This is a genomic window from Pseudomonas sp. 43mfcvi1.1, from assembly GCF_900115935.1.
Taxonomy (GTDB): Bacteria; Pseudomonadota; Gammaproteobacteria; order Pseudomonadales; family Pseudomonadaceae; genus Aquipseudomonas; species Aquipseudomonas bijieensis.
The window spans coordinates 325,336-351,836 of the sequence record NZ_UETT01000004.1; the positions used below are offsets into that span (position 1 = coordinate 325,336).

Sequence of the window (26,501 nt, forward strand, 5' to 3'; positions counted from 1 at the left end):
CCTTCCTTTCACGCGCTGACGAACCGTCCGGAACGACAGCGGACTTGTTTTCTGGGTGGATTGACGTTGTCGCTTGACGCCTTAGAGCTTGTGGCTTCCCAGCGCCATGAACCGCTCGGGCGAAGCCTTGCGCAATCGAACAGCGAGGAGCACGCCGACGATCAGCGCGGCGGGAATCACGGCACAAAGGCCGTAGGACAAGAGCTGGCTGGCGCCGGTCAGCACATCGAAATGAATCACCGCAAGGGCCAGGACCGCCAGCAATGCCAGGCACGAAAAACCCGGAAGAATCCGACCGCGCCAGAGCCCCAGCTTCAGTTCCGGATGCGCGCGGAAATAGACAAATACCGCCGCCGAGGTCAGGGCCATGAGCAGGATCACGCACAGCGTGGCCAGGTTGGAGAACCAGGCGAACAGTTGGAGGATCGGATCGGCGTCCAGCGCGGCGAAAATCAGCACCACCACCGCCGCGATCAGGCTTTGCAGGACCGAACCCATATGCGGACTCTGGTGCACACGATGGGTGGTCCCCAACCGGCTGTGCAGCAAACCGTCACGGCCGATGGCATAGAAGTAACGAGCCGCGGCATTGTGGAACGCCAGCAACCCGGCGTAGATGCTGACCATGAACAGCACGCGGATGATCTGGGTCAGGTACGGGCCGACAAAATGATCGGACATGCCGTAGATGAAGGTGGTGGGATCCTGGAGCGCCTGCAGGGTCGGCACGATCTTGTCCGCCCCGACGCCGACGATCATCGACCAGACCGACAGGGCATAGAAACCACCGATCAACAGCACCGAACTGTAGGTGGCGATAGGAATCGTACGGTGCGGGTTCCTCGCCTCTTCGCCATAGATGGTGGTGGCCTCGAAGCCGATGAAGGCGGCGAAACAGAACAGCAAGCCGATTGACGGCGTACCACTGAACACATGGCTGCGCTCGAACGAATCGAGATTGATGCCGCTGTCGCCACCGGTCTTGAGAATGGCGAAATCCAGCGTCAGGATCGCCAAGTACTCGGCAACCACCACCACCGACAGGACCCGGGCCGACAGGTCGATCTTGCGATAGCCGAGGATCGCAATGCTCGCCATTGCCAGGAGCGAGTAAGTCCACCACGGCAAGTCCAGGCCAAAGACGCTGGCCATCGTGCCACTGACCACGCCACCGAACATGCCATACAGGCCCACTTGAAGGATGTTGTAGGCAAACATCGCCAGCACCCCCGCCGCCCCACCGGCCAGGCCACCGAGGCCACGGGAGGTGAACGCGTAGAAGCCACCGGCGTTGGTCATGTGCCGGGACATGGCGGTGTAGCCCGCCGAGAAGGCCAGCAACACCAGCAGCGCCAGGAGCAGCAATGCCGGTGTGCCGGCGCCGTTGCCCAACATGATGCCAATGGGGAAACCGCCGGCGATGACACTCAAGGGGCTCGCCGCCGAAATCACAAAGAAGATGATAAAGCCGACGCCCAGGGCGCCGCGCTTCAACTCCGTCGAGCTGCTGATCGGGAAAGATACACTCATTGTTCTTGACCTTATTGTATGAGGCAGTTGTTGCTGGATCGGAGACGGCCAGCTTCGCCGACTTCCAAAAGCTTATTGTTCTGCTTGCACGCTGGATTCGATGCTAGGCCCTTGCCAAAACCCTTCGCTATCCCAAAACGGCAGCATCCAAAGCCGTGCCCCAAAACAGGTCAGCCCTTGTGGCGAGGGGATTTATCCCCGCTGGGGCGCGAAGCGGCCCCTAAGCAGTCAACTCAATCTGTCTGATACACCGGGTTGCCTGCATTTGGGGCCGCTTCGCAGCCCATCGGGGATAAATCCCCTCGCCACAGGTATGTCGTTGCCCTAAGTGAACCGCATTAGCCCAATGCCGGAGCACAACGGCTGCCGATTCGGGATAACGGGAAGGCGCATCCTGCCGCAAGATAACCTCGCCCACCGCTCAGACAGCGCTGGGCCCAAAACAATAAAAACCCCCATGCGTAGGAAAACTTCAGCATGTTCTTCGCTCGTCTCTCTATCCAATGGCGGATCACACTCTTGAGTGGGCTGTGCCTGCTGGCCGTCGTCGGGGCATTGACCGGCGCCTCCCTGTATCAGAACCAGCAAGGCGCGACGCTGCTCAAGCAGCAAAGCGGTCAACTGTTGGGGCGCTCGGCCCTGGAAGGCCTGCAGGCTCAGGCCCTGGCTCATGGTCAGCGGGTGGAACGCTTCTTCAGCGAAACAGCGATCTATGGGGAAGGTTTCGCCCAGCAGGTCTTGCAACTGCGCGCCCAGGCACTGAACGGGCGACTGACGCCAGGACAGTTGCGCCAGGACCTGGTCAGCGCGACCCGTCAGGCACTTATGGATCGCGGGAAAGTGCTCGGCTTCTACGTCGTGCTGCTGCCCGACGCGCTGGCCGGTGACGATGCCGGTTTCGCGGGCCAGCGCAGCCTGGCCGGCAACGAAAACGGTCGCTTTGCCCTGTACTGGTCGCAGAGCCAACCCGGGCATCTGGTCCAGGAGGTGCTCAGCGAAGCCCAGATCAGTGCCAACACGGCGCCGCCGGGCAGCGAGCCGGCGAACGCCTGGTACGTCTGCCCACAGACCCAGGGGCACACCTGCGTGACGGAGCCCTACGCGATTGAAGTCGAAGGCCAGAAAACCCTGATGAGCAGCATTTCCATCCCGCTGTCGGACCAGGGCAAAATCATCGGTGTGGTGGGCATGGACATCAGTCTCGGGACCCTTCAGGAACTCGCCGCCCAACTGGCCGACGACCTGTACCCCGGCCACAGCGAGATCAACATTCTTTCCCCTTCAGGGCAAACTGCCGGCCATAGCGGCAGTGTGACCGACACCTCAGTCGACGTTCGACAAGCCGTGCAAACCGTTCCCGCCAATACCCCCTGGCAGTTGCAGATACGCGTGCCGCAAGCGCTGGTGCAAGCGCCGGCCCTGCAAATGCAGGCACAGCTGGACGACAAGCATCGCCAGGCCAACTGGTTCAACCTCGGTCTGGGCTTGCTGGCTGCCGGTTTGGGACTATTGCTTATCTGGCTCACCGCTTATGGCGTGACCCGGCCGCTGCTGAGGGTAGCGCATATGCTCGATGCGATTGTCGAAGGCGATGGCGATCTCACCCAGCGCCTGCCCAATGACCGCCACGATGAACTGGGCCAACTGGCGAATGGCTTCAACCGCTTTCTCGACAAATTGCAGCCCATTATTCGCGATATCCAGCAAGCGTCCCTGGACACCCGCAACACCGCCGATACGTCGGCGCAGGTGGCCCGGGAAGTCAGCGCGGGCATGCACACGCAGTACCGGGAAGTCGAGCTGGCAGCCACCGCCCTGCATGAAATGAGCACCAGCGCCCAGCAAGTGGCCCGCCACTCCCACCAGGCGGCCGATGCCGCTACCGTCGCCGAAAATGCCAGCCGTTCGGGGCGTGAACTGTTCGCCGATGCGGTCACCAGCATCGATCACCTCGACCGGCGCCTGGAGACCACGCTCGGGCAAGTGCAGGCGTTGGCCGGCAGCAGTCAACACATCGGCCAGGTGCTGGACGTGATCTGCGCCATTGCCCAGCAGACCAACCTGCTGGCCTTGAATGCCGCCATCGAAGCAGCCAGGGCGGGTGAACAGGGCCGCGGCTTCGCGGTGGTGGCTGACGAAGTCCGTCATCTGGCCAGCAACACCCAGAACTCGGTCGAGCAGATACGCACGGTGATCGAAGCGCTGCAGCAGTTGAGCCAGGAGGTCGTGCACAGCACCCAACTGAGCCGCGAACAGGCCAGGGACAGCGTCGCTCAAGTCGGAAAAACCCATGCGGCGCTGCAGCACATCAGCGACGCCGTGGCAGTGATCGAACACATGAACCAACAGATCGCCAGCGCGGCCCTGGAGCAAAGTGCCGTGGTAGAAGACATCAGCCATCGCGTCAGTGACATTCGCGGGATCAGCGAGACCTTGACCGGCCGAATGGAGGAAGCCTCTCAGGCAAGTCACTCGCTGCATACCATGGCCAACCGTCAACAGCAGTTGGTGGGGCATTTTCGGATTTAGCGGCCTGTGTGATTACACAATTTCACAGAGCGCCTACAAAGCTTCACCCCTGTCATGGGCCTGGATCCCTACCATGGGCGGCTCAATATTGGGGAAGCACCATGTCCAAGATTCCTGTCGTCACACTGGGCCTGTTGGTCGGGACACTGCTGCTCAGTGGCTGTGATAGCACCTCGACCCCTGAAGCCTCCGCCCCGCTGGCAAGCGTGCGTGTCGAAACCGTCCAGGCCCGGCCACTGTCGATCAGCAACGAGCTGAGCGGCCGTATCGCCGCGCCGCGAGTGGCCGAAGTCCGGGCGCGGGTGGCCGGCGTGGTCTTGCAGCGAGTGTTTCGCGAAGGCAGCGATGTGAAGAAAGGCGATGTGCTGTTTCGCATCGATCCGGCGCCGTTCAAGGCCGACCTGGACAGTGCCGAGGCGGCGTTGCGCAAGGCCGAGGCCAATGCGTTCCAGGCCCGCTTGCAGGCACAGCGTTACGCTCAGTTGATCGATGACAAGGCGATCAGTGGCCAGGATTACGACAACGCCCGGGCCAGCGTGCGTCAGACCGCAGCCGATGTCGCTGCCAGCAAGGCCGCCGTAGAGCGGGCGCGGTTGAACCTGGGGTACGCCACGGTGACCGCGCCGATTTCCGGGCGCATCGGTCGCGCCCTGGTGACGGAAGGCGCCCTGGTGGGGCAGAACGAAAGCACGCCGTTGGCGCTGATCCAGCAACTGGACCCGATCCACGCCGACCTCACGCAGTCGACTCGCGAACTCAACGACCTGCGCCGCGCCTTTCGCGCAGGGCTTTTGCAAGCGGTCGGCCAGGGCCAGGCCAAGGCTACGTTGATTCAGGACGACGGCAGCCCTTACCCGCTGCCCGGCAAGTTGCTGTTCACCGACCTCAGCGTTGACCCGAGCACCGGCCAGATAACCCTGCGCAGCGAATTCCCCAACCCCGACCTGGACCTGCTGCCCGGCAGCTTCATTCGCGTGCGCCTGGAACAGGCGGTCAACAGCCAAGGCATCACCGTGCCGCAACGGGCGATCCTGCGAGACAGCGCCGGGGTCGCCCAGGTGTTGCTGCTGGACGCCGAGCAGAAGGTCAGCCAGCAACCGGTGCAATTGGGTGCCGCGCAAAACGATCGCTGGGTCGTCACCCACGGTTTGAAACCCGGCGACCGCATCGTCATCGAAGGCCTGCAACACGCCCGGCCCGGTGACCAGGTCCAGATCGATGACACCCCACTTCCCCTCGCCCAGGTTCCCGGGCCACAGGCAGGACACTAAGCCATGCCGCAGTTTTTCATCGACCGTCCGGTATTCGCCTGGGTCGTCGCGTTGTTCATTCTGTTGGCCGGTATCTTGGCCATTCCACAACTGCCGGTGGCGCAATACCCGGTCGTGGCGCCGCCACAAATCGAGATCTACACCGTCTACCCAGGCGCTTCGGCGCAAACCGTGGACGAAAGCGTGGTCAGCCTGATCGAGGAGGAGCTCAACGGCACCGACAACCTGCTGTATTTCGAGTCCCAGAGCAGCCTGGGCAGCGCCACCATCACCGCGACCTTCCAACCAGGCACCAACCCGGAACTGGCCCAGGTCGACGTGCAGAACCGCCTCAAGGCGGTGGAGTCGCGCCTGCCGCAAGCGGTCACACAGCAGGGCTTGCAAGTGGACAAAGTCTCCGCCGGCTTCCTGCTGCTGATCACCCTCACCTCCAGCGACGGCAAGCTCGACGACGTGGCCCTCAGCGACTACCTGGCGCGCAACGTGATGAACGAGATCAAGCGCCTGGACGGTGTCGGCAAGGCCCAGTTGTATGGGGCTGAGCGCGCCATGCGGATCTGGATCGACCCGCAGAAACTGGTGGGCTTCAACCTGACCCCGGCTGACGTCAATGCCGCCATCGTGGCGCAGAACGCCCAGGTGTCGGCCGGTAGCCTGGGGGATTTGCCGAGCCGCAGCACCCAGGAAATCAACGCGACCATCGTCGTCAAAGGCCAGCTCAACACGCCGCAAGAGTTTGCCGACATTGTGCTCAAGGCCAACCCCGATGGCTCGACGGTGCGCATCGCCGACGTAGCCCGGGTGGAAATCGGCAGCCAGGAATACCAGTTTTCCACGCGCCTGAACGGCAAGCCCTCCACCGCCGTGGCGGTGCAACTGTCGCCGGGCGCCAATGCCTTGAACACCGCGACCCTGGTGCGCAACAAGATGGATGAGCTGTCGCGCTACTTCCCGGCCGGTGTGGAATACAAGATTCCCTACGACACGTCGCCGTTCGTCAAGGTCTCGATCACCAAGGTGATCTACACCCTTGGCGAGGCAATGTTGCTGGTGTTCGCCGTGATGTTCCTGTTCCTGCAGAACATCCGCTACACCCTGATCCCGACCCTGGTGGTGCCGGTGGCGCTGATGGGCACCTTCGCCACGATGCTCGCGCTGGGGTTCTCGATCAACGTGCTGACCATGTTCGGCATGGTACTGGCCATCGGCATCCTGGTGGACGATGCCATCGTGGTGGTGGAGAACGTCGAGCGGATCATGGCTCAGGAAGGGCTGTCGCCCAAAGAGGCCACGCGCAAGGCCATGGGGCAGATCACCGGCGCGATCATCGGCATCACCCTGGTGCTGGTGGCGGTATTCATTCCGATGGCCTTCATGCAGGGTTCGGTGGGGGTGATCTACCGGCAGTTCTCGCTGTCGATGGCGACGTCGATCCTGTTCTCGGCCTTCCTCGCCTTGACCTTGACCCCCGCGCTCTGCGCGACCTTGCTCAAGCCTGTCGCCAAGGGCGATCACCACAGCCAGGGCGGCTTCTTCGGCTGGTTCAACCGTGGCTTCGAACGATTCGGCGACCGCTACCAGGGTTGGGTGGCCTATGCGTTGAAACGCAGCGGCCGTTATCTGCTGATCTACGGCGTGTTGCTGGTAGGCATGGGCCTGCTGTTCAGTCGCCTGCCCTCCTCGTTCCTGCCCGTGGAAGATCAGGGCTACACCATCACCGACATTCAGCTGCCACCGGGTGCCAGCAAAAACCGGACGGTGCAGGTGGTGGAGCAGATCGAAGCCCACAACGCCGGCGAACCGGGGGTTGGCGACAGCACGATCATTCTCGGTTTCAGCTTTTCCGGCAGCGGGCAGAATGCGGCCCTGGCCTTCACCACCCTCAAGGACTGGTCGCAACGCGGCGCCGATGATTCGGCGGCGTCCATCGCCGAGCGCGCCAACCTGGCGCTGAGCCAAATCAAGGACGCCATGGCGTTCTCGGTACTGCCGCCGCCGGTAGACGGCCTGGGCACCTCCAGCGGTTTCGAGTTCCGTCTGCAGGACCGTGGTGGCCTCGGCCATGCGACGTTGATGCAGGCCCGCAGCGAATTGCTTGCCGCCGCCGAAAAAAGCCCGATGCTGATGAATGTGCGCGAAAGCGCCCTGGCCGAAGCACCGCAGGTGCAATTGGAGGTCGACCGCAAGCAGGCCAATGCCCTGGGCATTTCCTTCGCCGACGTCGGCAGTGTGTTGTCCACGGCAGTGGGTTCGGCCTACATCAACGACTTCCCCAACCAGGGGCGCATGCAGCGGGTGGTGGTCCAGGCCGAGGGCGACCAGCGCAGCCAGGTCGAGGACTTGCTGAAGATTCATGTGCGCAACAACAGCGGGAAGATGGTCCCTCTGTCCGCATTCGTCCAAGCCCGCTGGACACAGGGGCCGGCACAATTGACCCGCTACAACGGCTATCCGGCGGTGAGTATTTCCGGCGAACCGGCACCGGGTTATAGCACCGGGCAAGCCATGGCCGAAATCGAACGACTGGTGGCCCTGGGGCCGACAGGCCTGGGCCAGGAATGGACCGGGTTATCCTTGCAGGAACGCTTGTCCGGTAGCCAGGCGCCCATCCTGTTGGGCCTGTCGCTGCTGGTGGTGTTCCTGTGCCTGGCGGCGTTGTACGAGAGCTGGTCGATCCCGACCTCGGTGTTGCTGGTGGTGCCGCTGGGTGTGCTCGGCGCGGTATTGGCCGTGTCGTTGCGCGGCATGCCCAACGATGTGTTCTTCAAAATCGGGCTGATCACCATCATCGGCCTGTCGGCAAAGAACGCGATCCTGATCATCGAGTTCGCCAAGAGCCTGTACGACGAAGGCCACGACCTGATCGATGCCACACTCCAGGCCGCACGCCTGCGCTTGCGGCCGATCATCATGACCTCCTTGGCGTTCATCCTTGGGGTGGTACCGCTGGCGATTGCCACCGGTGCCAGCTCGGCGAGCCAACAGGCCATCGGTACCGGGGTCATCGGCGGGATGATCAGCGCCACGCTGGCGGTGGTGTTCGTGCCGGTGTTTTTTGTGGTGGTGATGAAGCGTGTCAGGCGTGTTGGTGCAAAGTGAGGCTAGGCCTTATAGCCGGCCTGGTTTTCCCGGTCGTACTCCGTTCCCATTGTGGGAGCTGGCTCGCGATGGCGGCCTGGCAGCCGACCTGGCTCTCCTGGTCGTACACCTGTCAGATCTGTGGAAGCAAAGCTTGCTCGCGATGGCGGCGGCACATTCAGTGTGGATGCAAGCAGCCCCACCGCCATCGCGAGCAGGCTCGCTCCCACAGTTTGATCTTCGACAGGCACAGAATTCATCTGCCCCACAGGCCCCTGTGGGAGCGAGCAGGCTCACGAAGATGGCAGCGAGCCCAGCGATCAGTCCGCCTGCACCGTGACTTGGCGCTGTTCGCCCAAGCCGTCGATCCCCAGGCGAATGGTCTGGCCCGGACGCAGGAACACTGGGTTGGGCTTGATACCCAAGCCGACGCCAGGCGGTGTGCCGGTGGAGATCACATCCCCCGGTTGCAGGCTCATGCACCGGCTCAGGTAGGCAATCAATTGCGGCACGCTGAAGATCAGCGTTCGGGTATTGCCGTTCTGGTAGCGGTGTCCGTCAACCTCCAGCCACAGATCCAGCGTATGCGGGTCGAAGATTTCGTCCCGGGTCACCAGCCAGGGCCCAAGGGGGCCGAAGGTGTCGAAGCCCTTGCCCTTGTCCCAGGTACCGCCGCGCTCCAGCTGCCACTCGCGTTCAGACACATCGTTGATGACGCAGTAGCCGGCGACATGCTCCATGGCGTTCGCTTCGTCGATGTAGCGCCCGCCTTTACCGATGACCACGCCCAGCTCGACTTCCCAGTCGGTCTTGAGCGAGCCGCGGGGGATCTGGATGTCGTCGTTCGGCCCGCAGATGGCACTGGTCCACTTGTTGAAGATGATCGGTTCTTTCGGCACCTCCATATTCGACTCGGCCGCATGGTCGGCATAGTTCAGGCCGATGCAGATAAATTTGCCGACCTGACCGACGCAGGCACCGATCCGTGGCTGGCCGGTAACGAGCGGCAGGCTGCGCGGGTCGAGGGCAGCGAGCGCTGCCAGGCTGTCCGGGCCGAGGACCTGACCGGCGATGTCCGGCACGTGGCCCGAGAGGTCGCGGATTTGATTGTCATCATCCAACAACCCAGGTTTTTCCGAACCTTTTTCGCCGTAACGCAACAGTTTCATGAAGTGCTCCTGCTCAATTGAAAATTCAGAGGCTCATGCCGCCATCGATCACGTGTACCGCCCCTGTAGTGTAGGCAGACGCATCGCTGCCCAGGTACACCGCCAACTGCGCGATCTCTTCAGTACTGCCGATGCGCCCCATGGGCTGGCGGTCGAGGAATTGCCGGTAGACCTCTGCTTCATCGACACCCTGCCGCGCGGCCTGGTCGGCGATGCGCTGGCGCAGCGAAGGCGAATCCACGGTGCCCGGGCATATCGCGTTGCAACGGATGCCCTGGCTGACGAAGTCGATGGCGACGGATTTGGTCAGGCCCACCACCGCCGCCTTGCTGGTCGCATAGGCGAAGCGATTGGGCACGCCTTTGATGCTGGAAGCCACCGACGACATGTTGATGATCGAGCCGCCACCACGGGCCAGCATGCCCGGCAGGAACGCACGGATCATGCGGTACATGGCCGTGACATTGAGGTCCATCGAACGCGCCCAGGCCACTTCATCGCACTCCAGGATATTGCCGCTGTGCACGAAGCCTGCGCAGTTGAACAGCACATCGAGCCCGCCGATGCGTTCGCAGGCGGCGCTGATGGCCGCGGGCGACGTGACGTCCAGGGGCATGGCGGTGATCCCTTCGATCCCCGTCAGGGCACGGATATCGATGTCAGTGGCGAACACCTCGGCACCGGCCCGGGCGAAGGCCACGGCGCTGGCCAGGCCAATGCCCTGCCCCGCGGCCGTCACCAGTACGCGCTTGTTGTGTAGATTCATGCAGCCTCCAGTTGCGCTGCCGTGGCGGCGCTCTTGGGTGTCCTGCCGAGCATCGAGGCGGGAATGGCCAGGATCAGCCCGCCACTGACCAACAGACACAGCGCCAGTACATAGGTGCCGTTGTTGATATTGCCCGTCAGGGTTTCCGCCACCGCAGTGATCATCGAACCGGTGAAGCCCGACAGGTTGCCGATGGCGTTGATCATGCCAATCCCGGCTGCGGCGGCGACGCCCGACAGCACGGTCCCCGGCAGCGTCCAGAAAATCGGCATCAGGCTGAGGATTCCGGAAGCGGAGACGCTGAGAAAGAGCACGGACAACACCAGGTTGTCAGCGAAGAAGGCACTGAGGATCAGGCCGGCACCGCCAATGAAGGCCGGAATCGCCGCGTGCAGGCGCCGCTCACCGGTGCGGTTGGAGTGCCGGGCGTTGAGCAGCATCGCCACGATCGCCACCGAGTAAGGAATGGCGGTCAACAAACCGATGTGCAAACTGTTGGTAATGCCGGTGCTCTTGATGATCGACGGCATCCAGAACGCCAGGCCATAAAAGCCGGTGTTGAAGGTCAGCAGGATCAACACCAGCAACCACACCCGAGGGTTGAAGAACACTTCGCTCAAGCGAGTGGCCTTGCCCTGGTTGTCGGTTTGCAGATTGGCCTTGAGCAAGGCTTTTTCCGCGACGCTCAGCCATTTGGCTTTGTCGATGTTGTCGGCCAGGCAGACGATCACCACGAACGCCATGATGATCGACGGAATGCCTTCGATGAGCAGCATCCATTGCCAGCCGGACAGGCCATGCACCCCTTGCATGCTATTCATCAGCCAACCGGAGAGGATGCCGCCCAGGGTCAGGCTCACTGGCAACGCCAACAGGAACCCGGACATCACCCGGCTCTGCCGATGGGTTGGAAACCAGTAGTTGAGGTAGAGAATCACGCCGGGGAAAAAGCCCGCTTCGCAGATCCCCAACAGGAAGCGCAGCACGTAGAACATCGTGCTCGATTCGATGTGAAAGAAAGCCGCCAGCGGCACGGTGTAGGCCACGGCCATGGAGATCACCGCCCAACTGAGCATGATCCGGGCGATCCAGAACCGTGCGCCGAAGCGATGCAGCAACAGGTTGCTGGGGACCTCGAAAAGGAAATAGCCCCAGAAGAACATACTGGCGCCCAAGGCATAGATGGTGTTGCTGAATTGCAGCTCGTTGAGCATGTCGAGCTTGGCGAACCCGATGTTCACCCGATCGAGGTACGCCGCCATGTAGCACAACAGCAACACGGGCAGGATCCGCCAGATGACCTTGCGGTAGGTCCGGTCTTCAAAATCGAGCTCGCCAGCTTGCGCCTGGGCGGGCAACTGCTCGGAGATGGTTTGCATGAGGTAACCCCTGATTGTTTTTATTGGGTCACGTCGAATGAGCGAATCATCCGGCGATTGAACGAGGACTCTACTGTCGGGAATCGATTCTTTCCCAATGGCATTTTTGGATTAGTCGATAACGAGGCGTTATCAACTAACCCTCAAGTTCATGGAACCTGTAGCGAGTCATCTGTGGGAGCAAGGCTTGCCCGCGATGAAGACGACGCGGTCTGAGGGGAAACGAGGCGCCTGCATCGCGGGCAAGCCTTGCTCCCACAGACTCATCTTGTCCTTAAGCAGGCTGCATGGCGGCCAAGCGGGCGTTATCCTTGAGGATCTCGGCGAACTCCAGTGCCGCGCCTACCAGCGGCTCATCCTTTCGCGTGAGGATGCCGTAGTCCTGTGGTACCAGGTGCAAGGGGGTGTCGAGGGTCTTGAGCTGGCCGCTTTCGAGCAGCGGATCGACCATGGCGTTGGGCAGCATGCCGATCATGGGCCCGCGTTGCAGCACCTGGAGGAAGGTCTGCATGGAAATGGTATCGATGGTGTTGCGCGGCATCGCAACCCCGGCCTCGGCAAAGGCCAGTTCCATGCGAGCGCGGATCGGCGTGCCGACCGGGTAGAGGATCCACGGCAGGTCCACCAGTTGCTGCAGGGACGTCGGCCCGGCGTTCGCCAGCGGATGACGGTCATTGACCACGATGCAGAACGGCTCCGGAGCCAAGGGCTGGAAATCGTAGCGCTGTTGCTGGCTTTGCTCGGTAAACCGGGCCACCGCCAGATCGAGCTTTTTCTCCTCAAGCATCTTCATCAGATGGTTGCTGGTCTGCTCCACCACCTCGATAGACAGCAAGGGCCAGCGTTGCTTGATCTGCAAGATCGCCTCGGGCAAGGCCACCGCCGTCGCGGCAAAGATACCGCCGACCTTCAGGTAACCATGGCCGCCTTCGCGCAGGCTGCTGATTTGTTCGACGAACGAACGTGCGTCGTTCAAGGCGATCTGCGCGTAACGCAGCACATGTTCACCCAACGCGGTGGGCGGCATGCTTCGGGGGCGACGTTCGAACAGAGCGAAGCCGAGCAGGCTTTCGATTTCCTTGAGCATCTTGCTCACGGCCGGCTGGCTGAGGTTCATCTGCTCGGCCGCCAAATGCATGTTGCAGGTGCGCCCCAAGGTATCGATCAGCAGCAGATGGCGGAATTTGAGCCAGCCGCAGAAGCTGGAGAAAGACAGGTCGGACATGGGCAATCCTCGACGATGCAATAACCGGACGTTATCAGATACTGAATATATCTCATTGGAGTTCATCAACAGCGCGCCCTAGCTTGAAAGCTTTACGAACCAGGAAGACTGCCCATGTCGCTGATGCTTACTCCCGAGAACACCCTGCCCGCCGATGGCGTGGCCGGCACCCTGATTGGTCGTGCCTGGGTGCCTGGCCACGTCGCCGGGCCTTCGCCAATTGCGTTGCGCAGCGACGGTGTGTTCGATCTGTCGGATCGTTTTGCGACATTGAGTGATTTGCTGGAAACAGAATCGCCCTTGGCCGCCGTGAGACAGACACCCGGCACCTTCATCGCCAGTGTCGAGGCGCTGCTGGCCAACACCGGCCCCGATACCGACCCATCCAAACCGTCGCTTTTGCCCCCTCTGGATCTGCAAGTGATCAAGGCCGCCGGCGTGACCTTCGCCGCCAGCATGATCGAGCGAGTGATCGAGGAACAGGCCAGCGGTGACGCGGCAAAAGCCGAAGCCGTGCGCGCCACCGTGCACAGCGTGATCGGCGACAACTTGCGCTCGATCGTGCCGGGCTCCGAGCAGGCCATGCGCCTGAAAGCCTGGCTCATCGAACAGGGCATGTGGTCGCAGTACCTGGAAGTCGGCATCGGCCCGGATGCGGAAATCTTCACCAAGGCCCCGGTTCTCTCCGCCGTCGGCAGCGGCAACCGCATCGGCATTCATCCCGGCTCGCAATGGAACAATCCGGAACCTGAGGTGGTGCTGGCGGTGAACAGCCGGGGCCAGATCCACGGCGCCAGCCTGGGTAACGACGTCAATCTGCGGGATTTCGAAGGTCGCAGTGCGCTGTTGCTGAGCAAGGCCAAGGACAACAATGCATCCTGCGCCATCGGTCCGTTCATTCGCCTGTTTGACGAGTGCTTCAGCCTCGATGATGTGCGGGCCTGCGTGGTCGATCTGGAGGTTCAAGGCGAGGACGGTTACCGCCTGCGCGGCTCGAGCTCCATGAGCCAGATCAGCCGTGACCCACAGGACCTGGCAGGCCAGACACTCAACGGCAATCACCAATATCCGGATGGCTTCCTGTTGTTTCTGGGTACTCTGTTCGCCCCCACCGCAGACCGTGATCATGCCGGCAGCGGTTTCACCCACAAACTGGGTGACCGGGTCAGTATCAGCAGCCCGTTGCTCGGCAGCCTGCATAATCAAGTGACCCACAGCTGCGACGCCACACCCTGGACCTTTGGCGTCGGCGCCTTGCTGCGCAACCTGGCCGCCCGAGGACTGCTCGCCCGCTGAACCGTTTGCCGATTCGCCTAATTACAAGAGAGAAATGAATCATGACTGACACGCCAAAACGCCGCCTGCGCAGCGAGCAATGGTTCAATGACCCTGCCCACGCAGATATGACAGCCCTGTATGTCGAACGCTACATGAACTACGGGATGACCCGCGAGGAGCTGCAATCGGGACGCCCGATCATCGGCATCGCCCAGACCGGCAGCGACCTGACCCCTTGCAACCGTCATCACCTGGAACTGGCCCAACGGGTCAAGGCCGGTATCCGCGACGCCGGTGGCATTCCCATGGAGTTCCCGGTGCACCCGATCGCCGAACAATCGCGCCGACCCACGGCGGCACTGGACCGTAACCTGGCCTACCTGGGGCTGGTGGAGATCCTTCATGGCTATCCATTGGACGGCGTGGTGCTCACCACCGGTTGCGACAAGACCACCCCGGCCTGCCTGATGGCGGCGGCGACCACCGACCTGCCGGCGATTGTCCTGTCCGGCGGACCGATGCTCGACGGCCACCACAAGGGCGAGCTGATCGGCTCCGGCACTGTGCTCTGGCATGCGCGCAACCTGATGGCCGCCGGCGAGATCGACTACGAAGGCTTCATGGAAATGACCACTGCGGCATCGCCATCGGTGGGCCACTGCAACACCATGGGCACCGCCCTGTCGATGAACGCCCTGGCCGAAGCCCTGGGCATGTCGCTGCCTGGTTGCGCGAGCATTCCGGCGCCCTATCGCGAACGCGGGCAGATGGCCTATGCCACCGGCAAGCGCATCTGCGAACTGGTGCTGCAAGACGTCCGCCCGTCACAGATCATGACCCGCCAGGCTTTCGAGAACGCCATCGCCGTCGCCTCGGCCCTGGGCGCTTCGAGCAACTGCCCGCCGCACCTGATTGCCATCGCCCGGCACATGGGCGTCGAGCTGAGCCTGGGTGACTGGCAACGGATCGGCGAGGACGTGCCGCTGCTGGTCAATTGCATGCCGGCGGGCAAGTACCTGGGTGAAGGTTTCCATCGGGCCGGCGGCGTGCCCGCGGTGATGCATGAATTGCAAAAAGCCGGACGCCTGCATGAAGACTGCGCCACGGTCAGCGGCAAGACCATCGGCGAAATCGTGCGCAGCAGCCTGACCAGCAACGCCGATGTAATCTACCCCTTCGACACCCCGCTCAAACACCGAGCCGGGTTCATTGTGCTCAGCGGCAATTTCTTCGACAGCGCGATCATGAAGATGTCGGTGGTGGGCGAGGCGTTTCGCAAGACCTACCTGTCCGAGCCCGGCGCAGAAAACAGTTTCGAAGCCAGGGCCATCGTGTTCGAAGGACCGGAGGATTATCACGCCCGGATCGACGACCCGGCGCTGGACATCGACGAGCGCTGCATCCTGGTAATCCGCGGCGTTGGCACCGTGGGTTACCCCGGCAGCGCCGAAGTGGTGAACATGGCCCCTCCGGCATCGCTGATCAAACAAGGCATCGACTCCCTGCCTTGCCTGGGCGACGGCCGCCAGAGCGGCACATCGGCAAGCCCATCGATCCTCAATATGTCCCCTGAAGCGGCCGTGGGTGGCGGCCTGGCGTTGCTGAAAACCAATGACCGGCTGAAAGTGGACCTGAACACGCGCACCGTGAACCTGCTGATCGACGATGCCGAGATGGCCCGACGCCGACTCGAGTGGACGCCGAACATCCCACCTTCGCAAACGCCCTGGCAGGAGCTGTACCGGCAACTGGTGGGGCAACTGTCCACGGGGGGCTGCCTGGAGCCGGCCACGTTGCATCTGCGCGTGATCGCCCGTAGCGGCGAGCCGCGTCATTCGCACTGAGCCAAGGCTGCCGATTGTTCACGCATGTTGAATGCTGATGACAATCCAGAGGGATTTATTCCATGGACCTAAAGGGGAAAGATGCGCGCAAGGGGTCGTTGTCCCTACCGCATCTTTCCTACACCCACGGAGTCGATCCATGCCATTCGCCAACTACAAATTCCCCGAAGGAATCCTGGACCACGCCCGCAAAGAAGAAATCATCCATCGCACCACCGAAATGTTCGTCGAGTACTTCGGCGAAGGGGTCCGCCCCTTCACCATGGTCCTTGTCGAAGAGGTCGCAGACGGCGGATGGGGACGCGCCGATGAAACGCTGACGCTAGCGAAAATGGGCCTGCCCGCCAAAGGACAATAGCGCCTTCGGAGTATTCGCAGAGGTATCGACCCTCGCCTCGCGCCGGGGGTCGTATCGAACTCATGCGCCGGCGCTTCAAGCCACCCTGCCAGGGATTCCCCATGACAACTCAAGACTTATCGTCGCTGCGCCACGCGCAGGCCACCGTGACTGCACGGGTCGCCAGCTTCGAACCCTATTTGTACGCCTTGCTGCGGATTATCTTCGCCGTGGTCCTGTTGACCCACGGTTTACCAAAGGCTCTGCGCAGCTCTCACGGCTCGATGGCAGATCCAATGGCCGCCTCGATCAACCTTATCCAGAACGTGATGGGGCTGCCTTTCGCTGCACAGCTTGCCTTTCTGGTCATGCTTCTGGAGACGGTCGGTGCAATCATGCTGGCGATGGGGTTGGGTACGCGACTCGTCGCCCTGCTGATCGCCATTCAAATGCTTGCAATCAGCTATGCGCTGGGACCGACATGGCCTTGGATAGACCGAGGCATTGAGTTTCCGGTACTGATGGGCTTTCTCGCCCTCTACATCGTCGCGCGCGGCGGCGGAGCCTATTCATTGGACTCGCGCCAGCGGTAGACGCCGATGATGGCGGCCCCGGTGTCAGCTTGCAGCATCGTGCGCAGTCGCCGCCACTGCCTGGAGGCCACCTAGGGCATAGCTCATCATGTGGTCTATCAAGCCCTGCGGCTCGAGACTCAACCCCTGCAGTACATGCTGCTTTAGCGGCTGATGGGCTATAAGCAAGAAAAGACAGGGTGCGAAGACGCTGATGGCGCTGCGCAACGTTGTCGGGTGATCCGCCGGCAAGTTCATGATTTGTCCAAGCAAGCCACGCAGGATGTGTGCCTTGGGAAACGATTGCTCCTTGAGCACCACCTCAAACTCGGGAGAAGGCGAAAGCACTTCGCGCGTGAGCACTTTCAGCGCCCAGCCATCGGGATGATTGTGCAGGCGCTCGACCAGCACGGTAATGAGCGCACGCAACTTGTCCTGCGGTGAACCTGGCCGCTCGTTAAGCGAAACCAGCGTTTCCAGTTGCACCAACCGAGCATGGGCTTCGAGCAACACTGCGCGATACAGGCCCTCTTTATTCACGAAGTGATAGTTCACCGCCGCACTGTTGGCTTGCGAACGTTCACAAATCTGCTTGCTGGTGGTGTTGGCCAACCCCTGCTCGGCAAACAGTTCACCGGCCTTTTCCAGAATCTGCAGCCGCGTTGCCTGCCCATCGAGCCGCGAAGCACGAGGCAGGGAAGGCTTGCCAATGGCATTGTCCATGAGCTCATCTCTTTATAGTTCTAATTCAAATTTGACTTTTTATTTCAGCCTACCTATTTTGGTCCCGTCATTGTCCCTTTACAACACCGCGTGAGGACTTCGCAGCCGATGCTGCGGCTTCTCACGCACTATCAAGGAAATATCGTCATGGAAGCGCGCGTAATGACACCTTTCACCTACTTCTCATTGCCAATGCAGAAGCAGTTCCTGGCCAATCAACAGGCCATTCAAGGAAAACCCTACGCCGAATTTTTCCGCTCGAAGATCAGCGTGCCGCTCAGTGCTGTCGAAAAAATACAGCAAGGCCCCATGCCGCTGGCTGACACCTTGACGCCCAGTATTGAAGACCTCAACCGCATGCTCGCTGCTGATTTCATTAGCGAAGAGGCAGGCTACGCCTTGCTGCCAGGGCCGATGGCTTATGTGCAAAGCCGCAAGTTTTTTCCCAACTGCACAGCTGAGATGCTCAAGTGGTGGTTCATGTGGCATCCGTTGGAGGCTGAACGCTACACCTTGTGGTTTCCTTATGCCCATGTGGAAAACCCCTGCGTTCATCACGAGCGTCTCAGCGACACTACCTTGAGCTTTGAGGAAAGCTTGTATGGGAATACCTTTTGCGCCTCTGAGTACGTCGGCGACCGTCTCATGCACCTGCACATTCATTTCAGGGATCCCTGCGAGCTGGGCTTCTGTCCGGATCTGTATCGCGAATCCAAGATAGATGGCAGCGTCAGCGCCTTGATGAGCCTGGCCCACGAACCACAAGTGCCTGTGTCGTTGATGGCGCACTTGTTCAAGGAATGCCCGGAAGGTTTGTATCTGACGAGCCGTTACTGGGTCGGCAACCACCCTGCCATGCAGCGTTTTCCAGGCGCCGAGCGAGCCGCCCAGCTCCTGGAAGAAAGCGGCCTGGGGGAAGTGGAGTTGGAAACCCTGGCTTATGAATTTGCAGTGCATGACATGTGTGAGTTCAACCACCTGGCCAGCATCCTGCCGAGCCTTCATGCGCAATTCAGTGGCGCAAAGTAAGGACAACCCCACCCGATAATCAGGCTTCGGCGGCGCCCTGAACCGCTGCCGAAGTCGGGCGCAATACCCCGTTCAGCAGAAGTGTCGTGAACTCATTGATATCCGCTTCCACCTCCAACTGCTCAGTCAACAGCCGGTACCAGCAGAACCCAAAGATCATGTCCAAAAGCAGTTCACGCGACGTATCCTTGGGTAACTCGCCTTGCTGAATGGCATTTTCCACCAGCTTGCGAGGCAACTCCCTACGCCGCTCCATGAATTCATCTTTCAGTTTTGGCAGCGTACTGGGATCGAGCTGGGCCTCAGCGATGACGCACCGAAAAGCCTCCCCGCAAATCGTTTCTCGCCAGACCTTCCATAGATTGAGCAGCAAGAAATTGAGGTTCTCCTTGAAGGAGCCTTTATCAGGCTCTTTGCGAATCTGCTCGCTTTCACTCTCGTAGACCTCGGCGATCAAGGCTGCCTTGTTACCCCACCACCGATAGATGGTCGGTTTACTTGCGCCGGCACGGCGAGCCACAGCCTCGATGCTCAACCCCGAATAACCGCACTCCTTAAGGGTTTCTATGGCGGAAATAATGATCGCTTTGTGCGTGTGAGGGCTCCTCAATGAGCCAATGGAGCTCCGAGATGGTTTACGGGCCATAATTCAAAATCTCCAATATGGCGCTTGACAAAAGAGACTCAGGGTATAGGATTCTCTCGAAAAGCAATGAAACGGATCGTTTCGTTTTGTATGTTTATTTGATCTCAGCTTCTGCTTAGCAGCGGGCCTCTGGAGTGCTTATTGCCTCTATGTAAGGAAATCGGAGAAGGAAATTCATAAATTTTTAACGCGACCTTAACGATACGGCACGTTTCGTATCATACATAATAATTGGACGAGAACAAACCCATTGTTCACATGCTGACCGGTAGGTTCTGCCTGGTGAACCTGCCGATTTACGGGCATATGACCGCCAGTATCGCTTTGCGGGTACCAATAGATAGTTTCTAAATATTTCATGCGCTTGTCACGGCCCCGGCCAACAGGTGAAAGAACGGAATCTGGAGGATGTACACATGAATAAGGTAGGAATAGTGAGCTATGGCTCGGGTATCCCGGTCTGCCGGCTCAAGGTGGACGACGTGATCCAGGTGTGGAAAAACACCGATCTGAGCTTGGTAAAGGACCAATTGGGCGTTATTGAAAGGGCCGTCCTGCAACCCGACGAGGATGTCATAACCTTGGGTGTCCTCGCCGCCCAACGCGCGCTGGACAAGGCACCACCTTGTTCCCTTGAAGCGCTTTATCTTGGCACCTGCACCAATCCTTACGACTCCCGGGCCTCGGCCGCAATCATCCTGGAAATGCTCGGCTGCGGCTATGACGCCTTTTGCGCAGACGTGCAGTTTGCCGGCAAATCAGGCACCAGCGCCCTCCAGATCGCGTACGCCTTGGTAGCGTCGGGCATGGTGGGCAACGCTTTGGCGGTGGGCGCCGATACGATCAACCGCAACACCGCCCCCGGTGACTTGACGGAGTCCTATGCCGGAGCCGGAGCCGCGGCCTTGCTGTTGGGGACAGAAAATGTGATCGCGCATTTTGACGCAAGTTTTTCTTGCGCGGCGGATGTCGCTGACAACATCAGGCCTCAAGGGGACCGCTACATCCGCTCGGGAATGGGATTGGGCTCGGACAAGAACAGTATCGGCCTCGAGGACCAGACTCGCCGCGCCGCCTCGGGATTGATGGCCAAGATCCATGCGCAAGCCGATGATTTCGATTACGTCGTCTTCCAACAAAACCTGGTATCGACCCCCTACTCTCTCGGCAAGCACCTGGGATTCACCAAGGCCCAAATCGAACCTGGCATCTATGCCCAGAGTGTCGGCGACGCTGGAGCCGCGAGTCCTTTGTTGGGCCTGGTCAACGTACTCGATCAAGCGCGTCCTGGCGAAAGAATCCTGTTGGTTTCCTATGGATTTGGTGCAGGCAGCGATGCCATTGCCCTGACCGTCACCGATGCCATCGAAGCCTATCAAAAAACCAACGTTCCGCTGCGCACGCTGCTGGAGGATAAGTACTACGTGGATTACGGGACGTCGATCAAGTACGAGTTCAAATACTTGCGGCCCGACTATGCCCTGACGGCCTATCTCTGATTCCAATCATCCAGCAAGGAGCACCTTTTTATGTGCGCACGACGCGTTGCTATCGTTTCGGCTGCCTATACCCCTAAACCTGGCAGTTCCAGAGTTCGCCAGACTTTCAAGGAGATGATCGTCGAGTCCGCCTACCAGGCACTCAACGCCATCAAGATGCACCCTCGCGAACTCCAGGCAGTTGCCTACGGGTACCACGGTGAAGGCATTTCTGAATACGGAGGCCTGGGCCCCACCATCTCCGATGCCTTGGGGATCAGCCCTGCCCCCACGTTCATGAGTACGGCCAACTGCACCAGCAGTTCGGTGTCTTTCCAGATGGCTCACCAAATGGTCGCCTCAGGTGAATACGACATCGTTCTGTGTGGCGGCTTTGAAAAAATGACCGACCACTTCAACTACGCCGAGTACATCGGCTCCAGCACTGAATGTGAATACGATTATTTTCTAGGCATCTCTCACACAGACGCCTTCGCCCTGGCGACCGCCGAATATTTTGAAAAGTACGGCTATGCAGGACGCGAAGCGGATGTATTGGCTACCTTTGGGCGGCAGATGCGCATTTATGCCCATAACACTCCCACGGCTACCCGTTATGGCGTGCCGATCCCGTCCCTCGAAACACTCAAAAATAGCGAAGCATGCGGCTCCATGCTGGCCTGGGGTGAAGCCAGCGGATGCGCCATCCTGGTTGCCGAACACCTTGTGCACCGTTACACGACCCAACCGGTATTTGTCCGTGGCTGTGCCTACACCGGTGTATCGCACTATTTCGGCACGCGCTATCACAACCCGACGCTGCAATTTCCGGGGCTGCCAAAAGATGTCGGCATGGCGGTTTCCGCCAACTCGCTGGCCTGCGCCGAAATCGCCTACAAAAAAGCCGGTATCACCGCAAAGGATATCGATGTGGCGCAAGTCTACGACTTGCTGGGCGCCGGGTTGATTCAAATGGAGTCCATGGGCGTATGTGGTCCAGGCCAGGCAGGCGACTTTGTATTGGAAGGCGGCATAGCCCTTGATGGGCAACTTCCCCTGAACACTGACGGCGGCAACATCGGACGCGGCCACGCTTCCGGTTGCGATGGGATTTTGCACATTACTGAATTGTTCCGGCAGCTTCGCGGCGAGTCCAACAACCAAGTCAAAGGCGCCCGTATTGGTGTCTCGCAAAACCTGGGCGGTTACGCCGCGCACAACAGCGTCATTGTGCTTTCCAACGATTAAGGAGCCGACCATGTCCCTTTACCCTGAACAAATTCACCGCATGACCACCGCCAGCATGTTGCGCGAATGGCGCGAACACGGCGGTAAATACCGCCTCGAAGGCAGCCGGTGCCAGGATTGCGAAGAAATCTTCTTCCCTCGGCGCACAGTTTGCGGCGCGTGCAACTCGTTGAACGTAGAACCGTATCGCTGCGCACGCACCGGCACTATCCAAGTCAGCGCCCATGCCGAGAACCCCATACTTGCGGCCATGGGCTATGGCGAAACCGTGCCTCGCTACATGGCGATGGTGCGTCTGGATGACGGTCTGGTGATTGCCTCGGAAATAGTTGACGTCATCGATCCCCGGCAAGTTGTCAGCGGTGCGCCCGTACGCATGGTCATTCGAAAACATGTCCGGGAAAGCAACTTGGCTTGGCAATATGCCTATAAGTTTGTATTGGTGAAATAACAAACTTAGACGTCCGCCATACCCGCGTTATCGATAACAACAGTCAAGTTTTTGGCCTCCAAGCCCGTTGCTTTGATTCTGTTTTTCAGAGTCCAGCTTTGCTGTCATTGCCTTAAACATGTTTCTAAATTTATTGGCTTTTAGCCGAGGACTTGTCATGTCTACTCTTTGCAAACCCAGTCTGCTGTTCCCGCAATACAAGATCACCCAGCAACAAATGATCGAGCATCTAGAGCAGTTGCATGATGATCACCCGAGAATGGCTCTTGCCAAACGCATGATTCAAAACACACAGGTGAACGAGCGACACTTGGTCCTGCCCATCGATGAACTGGCAGTGCATACCGGCTTCACCCATCGCAGCATCGTTTATGAGCGCGAGGCCCGCCGCATGTCATCCATCGCGGCGCGCCAAGCCATCGAGAATGCCGGGCTGACCACAGACGACATTCGAATGGTCGCTGTGACATCGTGCACGGGTTTCATGATGCCTTCGCTGACGGCCCACTTGATCAACGACCTGGGCCTGCGAACGTCGACCGTACAACTGCCTATCGCTCAACTGGGATGCGTGGCAGGCGCTGCGGCGATCAATCGAGCCAATGACTTCGCCAGTCTCGCGCCGGACAACCATGTGCTCATCGTCTCCCTGGAGTTCTCGTCGCTCTGCTATCAACCCCAGGACACCAAGTTGCACGCGTTCATCTCAGCGGCATTATTCGGCGATGCCGTATCGGCCTGCGTAATGCGAGCCGACGACCAGGCGCCTGGTTTCAAGATCGCCAAGACGGGGTCTTACTTCCTGCCTGACAGCGAGCACTACATTAAATACGACGTCAAAGACAGTGGCTTTCACTTTACCCTGGACAAGGCGGTCATGAACTCCATTAAAGATGTCGCGCCCATGATGGAGGAATTGAACTACGAGACCTTCAATCAACATTGCGCTCAAAATGACTTTTTCATCTTCCATACCGGCGGACGGAAAATTCTTGATGAACTGGTCCTGCAATTGGACTTGGAACCCGGCAGGGTCGCGCAATCCCGCGACAGTTTGAGCGAAGCCGGGAACATCGCCAGCGTGGTGGTCTTCGATGTGCTCAAGCGCCAGTTCGACAGCGGGCCTGTCGATGGCGCGACTGGCATGTTGGCGGCCTTCGGCCCGGGTTTCACCGCTGAAATGGCCGTGGGCAAGTGGGTCGCCTGACAGACCGGATAACGCACCAGCACCCAGCCAGGGGCACCTGCCCCTGGCTACAGGCGTATTGATCGCAGGCGTTCACCTCGTTCAAGAGAGCTTCGAAAGCGCTAGGGAAAGAAGGGGAAAGAACATGGAGATGAAGTATCTGGTCGCTCGACCTTGGGGCGGCTATGAAAGACGCATGATCACGCTTTTGTCGCTGAGCTTCGGGCTGGTAGGGCTGGACAGGTTCATCATCATGCCGCTGTTCCCGGTGATCATGCGTGACTTGGCCCTGGACTATCAGGACTTGAGCATGCTGTCGGCCATCCTGGCATTCGCATGGGGAGGCTCGGCCCTGTTCATGGGTGCCGCCATCAGGGTATTGGGCACCAAGAAGTTGCTGGTGCTGTCGATCACCCTGTTATCCCTCCTGGCCGGTGCGTCCGCATTGATCACCAGCCTGGTGGGCCTGGTGCTCTTGCGTGCCTTGATGGGCGTCTGTGAAGGTGCATTCACCCCAGTCAGTATCATAGTTACCGATGAAGTCTCGCAGCCCTGTCGGCGCGGACTCAATCTGGGTATTCAACAGGCATTGTTCCCCATCATCGGCCTGTGCCTCGGACCGCTGCTGGCCGGCGTCTTGCTTGAAGTGTTCGGATCCTGGCGTGCCGTGTTCGCCATCATTTCGTTACCCGGCCTGTTAGTGGCCTGGTATCTCTATAAAACTTACCAACCAACCCGGGCGCCCAGCACTGCATCGATTGCACACACCTCCAGAAGCCAGTGGAGGACGGCCCTGTCCAGCGGCAATGTGCGGCTCAATATTGCCTTGATGCTTTGCATCCTGACGTGCCAGTTCGTGCTGTGTGCCCTGCTCCCCAGCTACCTGACAGACATTCTGCACCTGAGCAATTTCTCCATGGCCATGATCATTTCCGCCATTGGCCTGGGTGGTTTCTTTGGCCAACTGGTCATTCCCGGCTTGTCCGACCAATTGGGTCGCAAGCCCGTGGTTTCCATCTGCTTCATGATCAGCGCACTGTTAGTGGGCTTATTGATCATCAGTCCTCCACTGCCCTGGCTCCTGTTTCTTCAATTATTTTTCTTGTCCTTCATCAACTTCAGCCTGATCTGCATAACGGTCGGCCCGCTGACCAGCGAATCAGTACCGCCCAGTTTATTGGCCACCGCGACAGGGCTAGTGGTGGGCTGCGGAGAGATTCTGGGCGGAGGCGTCGCGCCTGTCGTCGCCGGCTACATCGCCATGACGTGGGGCCTCACCGCAATCCTGTTCCTGGCACTGGCCGGAAGTTTGACCGGTGGTTTGCTGTCCTTGTGGCTCAAAGAGGCCAACCCGCTCTTCAACGGGCTCAAGGACTATGCCCCCCTATCCGTACGCTTGACCCTGGAGGATAAGTAATGACCCATTATGTGATGTTGCTGGACTCTCCAGTGCCGCAAGGAGGCCTTGGTGTCTTTGACTTCAAATCCGGTCAAAGTCGGGAAGTGCGTCCTCCCCAGGGAAATCTTTATGAAGCCCTGGCCCATTGTGCTGAGCGGAATATGGACTGGGAGTCCTATCTAAATGGCCTGCCGTCCACGCCCTACCCGCTTACGCCAGCGGCGGTGAAATACCGACCGCCGCTAAAGCCCGATAACAATCTATTGGTCCAGATCAGCGAAATCACCCTCTGTACCGCCAAGACAGAACAGGCCTGGTACTACAAAGGCAACGGTCGACTGCTCAAGACCGACGGCGACCCCTTGCAGGTTCCTTATCACTCACAAAGCATCAGTAGCGAGCCGTGCATTGTCTGTCTTTACTGGGTCGACCAGTTTGGCGCACTGCGCTTCATTGGTTTTACCTTGGGCAACGATATTCACGATCATGTATTGCACAGCCGTGACGCCATTTCTTCAACCCATGCCCACTTGCGTACCTGTGCGATTGCCCCGGCCTTGATCGTGGGGGAATTGCAGGCTGATCTGGCCATCAACGTCCAGATAGAACGCGATGGCCAACCCTTGACGGCAAGTCACCATCGGATGAGCTTGCATCGTTGGCAAAGTTTGCGTCGATACTCCCAAGAGTTCCTGGAGAAACACGAGCAGTTTCTCGAGCCCGGACTGGTTCACTACGTGTTTCACAGCTTGAGCCATCGCACTGCGAATGTGCCGCTCCAACACGGTGACTGGCTCAGCATCGACTGCCCCGAGCTGGAGTTGGCCATGAACAATCAAATCGTCGAAGAGGAGCTGGTTTCGCTGGTTCCATTGCCTGCGCGACGTACACCTGACCACGGCTGTATTGACCTGCCCCTGTCTGTGCCCAAGAAGTTCTGATCGACTTCTATGAGCATGGATTGGTCAGTTCACCATCGAGCAGCGTCGAACGATGCAGCCGCAGACAGACCACAGCCCGATCGACGATATCGTTTGAGCAAACCCGGGCCTTTCACCAAAGGCCCGGGACGCTGGGATCTACGCCACCTTGAAGCGACTGACCCACTGTTGCTGGTACTCGGCCAGGCGCGCCAGTTCCTGGCTGGTGATTGCTGTCTGCTCGGCACCGGCACTCACCTGGATCACCAGGTCATTGATCGTTCACGTTGCGATTGATGTCTTCGGACACCGCGCTCTGCTCCTCCGCCGCGGAAGCAATCTGAATGTTCCGATCGCTGATCCTCGCTACGCCTTCGGCGATCTCCACCAACAACGCCTCCACCCCCCCTAGCGCAAGGGTGCATAGAAAACTGCCCCACTGT

Annotated in this window: 20 protein-coding genes and 3 pseudogenes; 15 read left to right on the top strand and 8 right to left on the bottom strand. The window is 59.8% G+C overall.

Annotation, left to right across the window (positions count from 1 at the left end):
- Positions 1 to 81: 81 nt before the first annotated feature.
- Positions 82 to 1,530, bottom strand: coding sequence for an APC family permease (locus DTP52_RS10075; protein ID WP_109753220.1), 1,449 nt, complete (start codon positions 1,528 to 1,530; stop codon positions 82 to 84).
- Positions 1,531 to 2,355: 825 nt separating this feature from the next.
- Between DTP52_RS10075 and DTP52_RS31570 the strand changes: the two are divergent.
- The 4 genes and pseudogenes from DTP52_RS31570 to DTP52_RS10090 form a co-directional block, all read left to right on the top strand.
- A pseudogene (locus DTP52_RS31570) lies at positions 2,356 to 3,201 on the top strand (HAMP domain-containing protein); the annotation flags it as partial.
- Between the two features lie 327 nt (positions 3,202 to 3,528).
- A pseudogene (locus DTP52_RS31575) lies at positions 3,529 to 4,059 on the top strand (methyl-accepting chemotaxis protein); the annotation flags it as partial.
- Between the two features lie 101 nt (positions 4,060 to 4,160).
- Positions 4,161 to 5,330 carry an efflux RND transporter periplasmic adaptor subunit gene (locus DTP52_RS10085; RefSeq protein ID WP_109753222.1) on the top strand — a complete coding sequence of 390 codons (1,170 nt, stop codon included), beginning with the start codon at positions 4,161 to 4,163 and terminating at the stop codon, positions 5,328 to 5,330.
- 3 nt (positions 5,331 to 5,333) lie between these two features.
- Entirely contained in the window at positions 5,334 to 8,429 is a 3,096-nt protein-coding gene (locus DTP52_RS10090; protein ID WP_109753223.1) for an efflux RND transporter permease subunit, read from the top strand.
- A gap of 299 nt (positions 8,430 to 8,728) precedes the next feature.
- Here the strand turns inward: DTP52_RS10090 and DTP52_RS10100 are convergent, their stop codons facing one another.
- The 4 genes from DTP52_RS10100 to DTP52_RS10115 all read right to left on the bottom strand — a co-directional run bounded on the left by DTP52_RS10100 (position 8,729) and on the right by DTP52_RS10115 (position 12,947).
- Entirely contained in the window at positions 8,729 to 9,577 is an 849-nt protein-coding gene (locus DTP52_RS10100) for an ureidoglycolate lyase (RefSeq protein WP_109753225.1), read from the bottom strand.
- Between the two features lie 25 nt (positions 9,578 to 9,602).
- Positions 9,603 to 10,343, bottom strand: a complete 741-nt coding sequence (locus DTP52_RS10105) for an SDR family oxidoreductase (protein WP_109753226.1) — start codon at positions 10,341 to 10,343, stop codon at positions 9,603 to 9,605.
- The gene (locus tag DTP52_RS10110; protein ID WP_109753227.1) at positions 10,340 to 11,722 is read right to left on the bottom strand and encodes an MFS transporter; all 1,383 of its coding nucleotides are present in this window, start codon (positions 11,720 to 11,722) and stop codon (positions 10,340 to 10,342) included. Before DTP52_RS10110 ends, DTP52_RS10105 begins: the two co-directional genes overlap by 4 nt.
- A gap of 274 nt (positions 11,723 to 11,996) precedes the next feature.
- Positions 11,997 to 12,947, bottom strand: a complete 951-nt coding sequence (locus DTP52_RS10115; protein WP_109753228.1) for a LysR family transcriptional regulator — start codon at positions 12,945 to 12,947, stop codon at positions 11,997 to 11,999.
- A gap of 114 nt (positions 12,948 to 13,061) precedes the next feature.
- Here DTP52_RS10115 and DTP52_RS10120 point away from each other — a divergent pair, with 114 nt between their 5' ends.
- From DTP52_RS10120 to DTP52_RS10135, 4 genes are all read left to right on the top strand, one after another.
- Positions 13,062 to 14,243, top strand: a complete 1,182-nt coding sequence (locus DTP52_RS10120) for a fumarylacetoacetate hydrolase family protein (RefSeq protein WP_109753229.1) — start codon at positions 13,062 to 13,064, stop codon at positions 14,241 to 14,243.
- Positions 14,244 to 14,284: 41 nt separating this feature from the next.
- Positions 14,285 to 16,069 carry an IlvD/Edd family dehydratase gene (locus DTP52_RS10125; protein WP_109753230.1) on the top strand — a complete coding sequence of 595 codons (1,785 nt, stop codon included), beginning with the start codon at positions 14,285 to 14,287 and terminating at the stop codon, positions 16,067 to 16,069.
- 139 nt (positions 16,070 to 16,208) lie between these two features.
- Positions 16,209 to 16,427: a 4-oxalocrotonate tautomerase family protein gene (locus DTP52_RS10130; RefSeq protein WP_003200762.1), complete on the top strand. Its 219-nt coding sequence runs from the start codon at positions 16,209 to 16,211 to the stop codon at positions 16,425 to 16,427.
- A 101-nt stretch (positions 16,428 to 16,528) separates the two neighbouring features.
- Complete coding sequence (locus DTP52_RS10135; protein ID WP_109753231.1) at positions 16,529 to 16,999, top strand: DoxX family protein; 471 nt, start codon at positions 16,529 to 16,531, stop codon at positions 16,997 to 16,999.
- A 24-nt stretch (positions 17,000 to 17,023) separates the two neighbouring features.
- On the opposite strand, the gene DTP52_RS10140 is transcribed toward DTP52_RS10135, so the two are convergent.
- The gene (locus DTP52_RS10140; protein WP_109753232.1) at positions 17,024 to 17,701 is read right to left on the bottom strand and encodes a TetR/AcrR family transcriptional regulator; all 678 of its coding nucleotides are present in this window, start codon (positions 17,699 to 17,701) and stop codon (positions 17,024 to 17,026) included.
- Positions 17,702 to 17,848: 147 nt separating this feature from the next.
- Between DTP52_RS10140 and DTP52_RS10145 the strand changes: the two genes are divergently transcribed.
- The gene (locus tag DTP52_RS10145) at positions 17,849 to 18,730 is read left to right on the top strand and encodes a DAPG hydrolase family protein (RefSeq protein ID WP_109753233.1); all 882 of its coding nucleotides are present in this window, start codon (positions 17,849 to 17,851) and stop codon (positions 18,728 to 18,730) included.
- A gap of 19 nt (positions 18,731 to 18,749) precedes the next feature.
- Here DTP52_RS10145 and DTP52_RS10150 read toward each other — a convergent pair whose 3' ends face one another.
- A complete protein-coding gene (locus tag DTP52_RS10150; protein WP_109753234.1) occupies positions 18,750 to 19,376 on the bottom strand; it encodes a TetR/AcrR family transcriptional regulator in 627 nt (208 codons plus the stop codon).
- Between the two features lie 416 nt (positions 19,377 to 19,792).
- Here DTP52_RS10150 and DTP52_RS10155 point away from each other — a divergent pair, with 416 nt between their 5' ends.
- The 6 genes from DTP52_RS10155 (at position 19,793) to DTP52_RS10180 (ending at position 26,079) form a co-directional block, all read left to right on the top strand.
- Positions 19,793 to 20,875, top strand: a complete 1,083-nt coding sequence (locus tag DTP52_RS10155) for a hydroxymethylglutaryl-CoA synthase (protein WP_109753235.1) — start codon at positions 19,793 to 19,795, stop codon at positions 20,873 to 20,875.
- Positions 20,876 to 20,905: 30 nt separating this feature from the next.
- Complete coding sequence (locus DTP52_RS10160; protein WP_109753236.1) at positions 20,906 to 22,102, top strand: thiolase family protein; 1,197 nt, start codon at positions 20,906 to 20,908, stop codon at positions 22,100 to 22,102.
- Positions 22,103 to 22,112: 10 nt separating this feature from the next.
- Positions 22,113 to 22,553 (top strand): Zn-ribbon domain-containing OB-fold protein, encoded by a 441-nt coding sequence (locus DTP52_RS10165; RefSeq protein WP_109753237.1) that lies wholly within the window; start codon positions 22,113 to 22,115, stop codon positions 22,551 to 22,553.
- A 157-nt stretch (positions 22,554 to 22,710) separates the two neighbouring features.
- Positions 22,711 to 23,760, top strand: coding sequence for a type III polyketide synthase (locus DTP52_RS10170; protein WP_109753238.1), 1,050 nt, complete (start codon positions 22,711 to 22,713; stop codon positions 23,758 to 23,760).
- Between the two features lie 130 nt (positions 23,761 to 23,890).
- Complete coding sequence (locus tag DTP52_RS10175) at positions 23,891 to 25,156, top strand: MFS transporter (protein WP_109753239.1); 1,266 nt, start codon at positions 23,891 to 23,893, stop codon at positions 25,154 to 25,156.
- Positions 25,157 to 25,299: 143 nt separating this feature from the next.
- Positions 25,300 to 26,079 carry a fumarylacetoacetate hydrolase gene (locus DTP52_RS10180; protein ID WP_249015214.1) on the top strand — a complete coding sequence of 260 codons (780 nt, stop codon included), beginning with the start codon at positions 25,300 to 25,302 and terminating at the stop codon, positions 26,077 to 26,079.
- Positions 26,080 to 26,217: 138 nt separating this feature from the next.
- Here DTP52_RS10180 and DTP52_RS10185 read toward each other — a convergent pair.
- Positions 26,218 to 26,452, bottom strand: a pseudogene (locus tag DTP52_RS10185) (chemotaxis protein); the annotation flags it as partial.
- Between the last annotated feature and the right edge of the window lie 49 nt (positions 26,453 to 26,501).